The sequence below is a fragment of the Hydrocarboniphaga sp. genome (assembly GCF_028291725.1).
Classification (GTDB): domain Bacteria; phylum Pseudomonadota; class Gammaproteobacteria; order Nevskiales; family Nevskiaceae; genus Hydrocarboniphaga.
Genome location: NZ_JAQGNT010000065.1, coordinates 1 through 5,781, shown reverse-complemented (window position 1 = coordinate 5,781; position 5,781 = coordinate 1). Strand labels below are relative to the sequence as shown.

The following is a 5,781-nucleotide window of genomic DNA, read 5'->3' as shown; positions in this document are numbered from 1 at the left end:
GACCCCAATGGCACTACCTTAAGCATTGCGGTCCCTTCTCCCGCTTGCGTTCGATGCTGCCCCGAAGGGGCGGATGAGGGGCTGTTCGGCGGGAAGAAGCCCCTCACCCGGCGCTCCGCGCCACCCTCTCCCGCAAGCGGGAGAGGGGATTTTTCTTCTTAAGGTAGTGCCATTGGGGTCACGACCCGCCCGGGTCGCGGTCGGGAATGGCTTCGGCCGGCGAACTACGGTGTCGCGTCTTCCGCGCCGCCGCCGACCTTGCTGACGTTGGCCAGGATGCCGAGCTTGGCGCTGTCGAGGTGGTGGACCTCGTCGCGGCGCATTTTGCGGCGCTCGTCCAGCGACCAGCTCTGGCCGTCCTGCTGGTAGCGCAGGTCGGCGTCCAGATGCAGGTAGCGGCTCAGCAGCATTGCGATGCTGCCGTCCACCAGCGGCGGCGTGCCGTCGGCGGCGCTGCCGCCGATCCGGATATGGATGCCGGGGCCGCGCTCCTGCGGCGGGTCCTTCTGCGTCCAGGCCAGCCGCAGCAGCGGCTTGAACTGCTTGCTGTAGCGCAGGTGGTTGTACTGGTCCATCAGGCCGAACTGGTCTTCGGGCAGGATCTCGATGCCGGCAGCGCGCAGCGCCGCGACGTCGTCGATGTCGATCGCGCCTTTCAGGTTGGATGCTTCCGGCGCGGAACCGGCCTCGCTGCCCGAGGCCCACAGATCGACGAACAGGATCACGTCCATGCGGTAGGTTTCGGCGCGGGCCGGTGCGCTGACGCTCAGCAGCAACATCAGCAGCAGGGCGAGGCCGGCGGGCTGGGGCATTCTGATCATTGCGCGAGTGTACTCAGCAGGGCGGCCATCTGGTCGGCGCGCTTTTCGGGCGCGTCCAGCACCGCGGTGATGTTGAGGCGTTTTTGCCCTTCGAGCTTGTAGACGCGAGGCTGTTTCTGGATCAGCCGGATCAGCCTGGCCGGTTCGATTTTCGGCTGAGGGCCGAAGTCCAGGCTCGCGCCCTTGGCGCCGGCGCGGATCTTGGTGATGCCCAGCGCCACGCCCATCACGCGCAGCCGCGCTGCGTCGAACAGGCGTTCCGCGGCCGGCGGCAGCAGGCCGAAGCGGTCGATCATCTCGACCTTCAGTTCGGTGAGCTGCTTCTCGTCGGTGGCTTCGGACACGCGCTTGTAGAACATCAGCCGCGTGTGGATGTCCGGGATGTAGTCCTCGGGCAGCAGCGCGGAGACGCCGAGATCGACTTCGCAGGCGGCGACGCCGAAAGGCTGGTCGTCGAGCTTGCCCGAGCGCAGCGCACGCACCGCACGCGCCAGCAACTCGGCATACATGGTGAAGCCGACTTCCTCGATCTGGCCGGACTGACCTTCGCCGAGCAGCTCGCCAGCGCCGCGGATCTCCAGGTCGTGCGTGGCCAGCGCGAAGCCGCTGCCGAGTTCGCCGAGAGTCTCGATCGCGTCGAGGCGCTTCTGTGCATCGACGCTCAGGCTGCGCTTGCTCGGCACCATCAGGTAGGCGTAGGCGCGATGATGGCTGCGGCCGACGCGGCCGCGCAGTTGGTGCAGCTGCGCCAAGCCCAAGTTGTCGGCGCGGTCGATCAGGATCGTGTTCGCGGTCGGCACGTCGATGCCGGATTCGATGATCGTGGTGCTGACCAGCACGTTGAAACGCTGGTGGTAGAAGTCGAGCATCACCTGCTCCAGATCGCGCTCGCGCATCTGGCCGTGGGCGAAGCGTACGCGCGCTTCCGGCACCATCTTGGAGACGTCGTCGGCTACGCGCGCGATGTCGGCGACCTCGTTGTGCAGGTAGTAGACCTGGCCACCGCGGCGCAGCTCGCGCTGGATCGCCTCGATCACCAGGTTGCGTTCCCACTCGGCGACGAAGGTCTTGATCGACAGGCGCGAGGCCGGCGGCGTCGCGATGATCGACAGATCGCGCAGGCCGGCCATGCTCATGTTGAGTGTGCGCGGGATCGGCGTCGCGGTCAGCGTCAACATGTCGACTTCGGCGCGCAGGTTTTTCAGGCGCTCCTTGTGGCGCACGCCGAAGCGATGTTCCTCGTCGATCACGACCAGGCCCAGGTCGCGGAATTTCACGTCTTCCTGCAGCAGCCGATGCGTGCCGATGACGACGTCGAGCGTGCCGGCTTCGACCTCTTTCAGAATCTGTGTCTGCTCTTTCGTCGTGCGCAGCCGCGACAGCGCGGCGACGCGGATCGGCCAGCCGGCGAAACGGTCGCGGAAATTCTTCTCGTGCTGCGCAACCAGCAGCGTCGTCGGCGCCAGCAGGCAAACCTGCCGGCCCGAGCGTGCGACCGCGAAGCAGGCGCGCAGCGCGACCTCGGTCTTGCCGAAGCCGACGTCGCCGCAGATCACGCGGTCCATCGGCTTGTCGACCTGCAGATCAGCCAGCACCGCGTCGATCGCGGTCTGCTGATCCTGAGTGGTGGTGAACGGGAAGCCTTCGCAGAAGCGGCGATAGTCGTCCTCGTCCAGATCGAGCTTCATGCCGATCTTGGCGGCGCGCCGCGCCTGGATCTGCAGCAGTTCGGCGGCGACGTCGTGCGCCTTCTCGCGCGCCTTGGCCTGCACTTTTTCCCAGCGCTCGGAGCCCAGGGAATGCAGCGGTGCCTTGTCGTCCTCGGCGCCGGTGTAGCGATGAATCATCTGCAGCGAGCCGACCGGCACGTAGAGCTTGTCGCCGGCACCGGGCGCGTCGGTATTCGCGGATCGCGAAGTGCCCGGCGCGTTCTTGCGGCCGCTGGCCGCGTCGCTGCGTTCGGCCGCGGTGGCGCGGCTGGCATATTCGAGCACCAGGTATTCGGCCTCGATGCCGCCGGCGTCGAGCTTGATCAGCCCGCGATAACGGCCGACGCCGTGCTGCGCATGCACCACCGGCGAGCCGATCTCCAGGCTCGACAGATCGCGCAGTATGGTTTCCGGATCGCGCACCTTGGTGCGACGGCTGCGTGATTCCGCCGGCGTGCGGCGGCCGAACACCTGCGCCTCGCTGATCAGCGCGACCGCGTCGGCGCTGAGCCGGAAGCCGGTCTGCAACGGGCCGAGCGTGATGCCGTAGCGGTTCTTGTCGGCGGCGAAGCCCGACCAGTTCGCATGCTCGCGCGGCAGCACGCCCAGCGGCTTGAGCCAGTCGATCAGCGCTTCGCGCCGGCCGGCGGATTCGGCGACGAACAGCACGCGGTCCTGGGTGTTCTTCAGCCACTCGCGCAGCTCGACTTCGCCCTCGGCGAGGTTCTCGCAGGGAATCTGCGCGGACGCATGAGGCAGCGTCGCCAGCCGCGTCAGCGCGTCTTCCGGTCCGAGGTACAGATCGGCCGGCTTCATCAGCGGCCGCTCGATGTCGCCGCGGTGGCGCTCGTAGCGCTCATTGATCTGCGACCAGTCGGCCGCGGTGGCGACGTCGAGATTCGCCAGCTTCACCACCAGCGTGTCCGCCGGCAGATAGTCGAACAGCGTCGCGGTCTGGGCGAAGAACAGCGGCAACCAGGCTTCGATGCCGCTGGGCATCAGCTTCCTGCTGACGTCGGCGTAGATGCGCGAGCGCGCCGGATCGCCAGGGAAATATTCGCGGTAGCGGCGGCGGAACATCTCGATGCCTTCGCGATCGATCGGGAAGTCGCGCGCCGGCAGCAGCCGCACTTCATTCACCTTGTCGACCGAGCGCTGCGTCTCCGGATCGAAGCTGCGGATCGATTCGATGTCGTCGTCGAACAGGTCGATGCGGTACGCGGTCTCCGAGCCCATCGGGAACAGGTCGATCAGCGCGCCGCGCACTGCGAATTCGCCCTGGGTCTGCACCTCGGAGACGCTGGTGTAGCCGGCGCCGACCAGACGTTCGCGGAACGCCTGCGGATCGAGGCGCTCGCCGACCTTGAGCAGCAGCGCGCGGCCTTCGAGGTAGCTGCGCGGCGGCAGGCGCGTCAGCAGCGCATCGGCGGTGACCAGCAGGATGCCGCGCCGGGTCGACGGCAGCCGGTACAGCGCCGCCATCCGGTTCGACAGGATCTCCTGGTGCGGCGAGAACTGGTCGTAGGGCAGCACCTCGGTGTCCGGCAGGTGCAGCACGGTCAGATCCGGGCCGGCGAAGAAGCGCAACTCGTCTTCCAGCCGGTAGGCCTCGCGCTCGTCGCCGGCGATCGCCAGCACCAGGCCGCGATGTGCCTGCGCCGCGCGCACGGCCGCCAGCGCCGCTACCGCCGGCGGGGAGGGGGGTGTCGCGTGGTCGTCTGCGGGCTGATTCATCGGCGCTTCAAGCCGGCCATTTTACATCAGGGCACCCGTAGGTTGGGGTGAGCGCAGCGAACCCCAACGTTAGCGCGGACGAATGTTGGGGTTCGCTGCGCTCACCCCAACCTACGAAACAGCTGGAACGACAGATCCACGCGCAGGCCAACCACCAGTGCATTCGGCAGATTGCGCGTCCGTGACGGATCGCCGAACTGGTCGGGGTGGATGATGTACTGAACGTTGGGCTGCAGCCGCAGCTGCTGGTTGAACTGAATGCCGTAACTTAGCTCCATCATGATCTGCTCGTCGTGCGGCGAGCCGCTGCCGCCGGCACTTGCGCGCAGCAGACGCTGGTTCTCGATCGCCTCGCCGCTGTAGCGCTGCTGATCGATGACGAAGCCGATGGTGTCGCGGTCGCGGCCATGGAACGTACCTTTCTGCACCAGGCCGAGTTCGAGGAAGTGGTCCTCGCCGAGTTCGCCGTGAATGCCGACCAGCGCCGAGCCGAACAGGATCAGGCCGCGCTCGTTCTGAGGATTCGGCCTCGTTACCTGCTGCTCGAAGCGGAAGAATGCGCCGGAGCGGCCGCTGCGTTCGGCGTAGGCATTGCCACTGACCGCAGCCGGCGTGCCTGCGCTGTCGCGCAGCGGGTCGGCATAGTCGGAGCTGTCGTACCAGCCGCCGATTTCAACCATCCGTGGCAGGCGGTCGTTGGCCGGCGTGGTTTTGTAGCCGAGCGCGAACGGCGTGATCACGCCGCCGGCGTCGGCGGTGCTCCAGTCCAGGCCGTGCTGATTTTCGTCGGCCTGGTGCGGATTGACTTCATAGGCGCCGGCATGCGCGTAGACGCTGGGCGTGATCCACAACTTGGCGTGCCCGCCCCAGCTCGATACCGGCCAGTAGGTGAAGCCGCTGGTGCGGAACACGAAGGTCGGATTGCCGCAGGCCGAATTGGTCTGGAAGTAGTTGCACAAATCCGAGCCGAGAAAATGGATGTTGGCGACGGTGCGGCCGGCTTCCAGCACCAGCCGGTCGTCGAACAGCTTCTGCTCGAGCGTGAAGTTGGCCAGGCGCTCGGTCTGCGCACCGTAGATTTCCTGCACCGAAGTGCTGTTGCCGATCTCGTCGCTCGACAGGTTGTCGCCGTGACGGCCGGCGCCGTAGAGGTGGATCGCGGCGCCGTCCCAGCCGATCAGCTTGTGCATGTCGAGATCGGTGCCCAGGAAGAACTGACCGGCATAGGCGCTGCCGTTGCGCAGGCCGCCGTCGACGACTGCGGCGGATTCGCCGGTGTAGCTGCCGAGGATTTTGATGCCGCGGTCTTCGAGGGTTTGAGCGGTGGCTAGGCTGGATGTCAGCGTCGCGATCAGGCCGGTAAATAGGGCGATTTTGTTGAATTCGAGCATGAGTTCTCCTCTGGCGAATTTGGATCCGCTGATTTGGGTGCAGCTAGAAGGTGGTAGTTCGCAGTCGCGGGTATGACCCGCTCCTACAAGGAGCCGAACTGTAGGAGCGGGTCATACCCGCGACTG

The 5,781-nt window shown here is 66.6% G+C and carries 3 protein-coding genes; all 3 read right to left on the bottom strand.

Translation table 11 applies throughout. From position 1 onward, the window contains the following. Positions 1 to 224 precede the first annotated feature (224 nt). Positions 225 to 812: a CsiV family protein gene (locus JWQ90_RS18510; RefSeq protein ID WP_299696485.1), complete on the bottom strand. Its 588-nt coding sequence runs from the start codon at positions 810 to 812 to the stop codon at positions 225 to 227. A gap of 5 nt (positions 813 to 817) precedes the next feature. Then, positions 818 to 4,264, bottom strand: coding sequence for a transcription-repair coupling factor (mfd, locus tag JWQ90_RS18505; RefSeq protein WP_299696484.1), 3,447 nt, complete (start codon positions 4,262 to 4,264; stop codon positions 818 to 820). A gap of 101 nt (positions 4,265 to 4,365) precedes the next feature. Further along, complete coding sequence (locus tag JWQ90_RS18500; RefSeq protein ID WP_299696483.1) at positions 4,366 to 5,655, bottom strand: carbohydrate porin; 1,290 nt, start codon at positions 5,653 to 5,655, stop codon at positions 4,366 to 4,368. Positions 5,656 to 5,781 lie beyond the last annotated feature (126 nt).